This window comes from Pseudomonas sp. Pseusp88, assembly GCF_047303955.1.
Taxonomy (GTDB): Bacteria; Pseudomonadota; Gammaproteobacteria; order Pseudomonadales; family Pseudomonadaceae; genus Aquipseudomonas.
This window is the reverse complement of the sequence record NZ_JBGLYM010000125.1, coordinates 1-267: the sequence shown is the minus strand read 5'-3', so window position 1 is coordinate 267 and position 267 is coordinate 1. Positions and strand designations below refer to the sequence as shown.

Genomic DNA, 267 nt, shown 5'->3' with positions numbered 1-267 from the left:
ATCAAGCCCTTATGGAGCCCGTTCGTTGATCTGATTAAAACGAAACGAGCCTGGATTATTACCATGCAAGGATTTATCTCAGCCGGATTTGCCGGTATTGCCTTTTTCATCCCGACAACACACTACGTACAATTCACCCTGGCTTTTTTCTGGCTGCTGGCATTCAGTTCCGCCACTCATGACATTGCAGCAGACGGTTTTTATATGCTCGGACTCAATAACAAGGAACAATCCTTCTTTGTAGGTCTTCGGAATACGTTCTACCGG

The 267-nt window shown here is 45.7% G+C and carries 1 protein-coding gene; it reads left to right on the top strand.

What is annotated here, in order from left to right; genetic code table 11:
* Positions 1-63 precede the first annotated feature (63 nt).
* Positions 64-267 (top strand): hypothetical protein (locus ACCD02_RS32740; protein WP_413310732.1); only part of this gene is annotated, 204 nt, incomplete at its 3' end.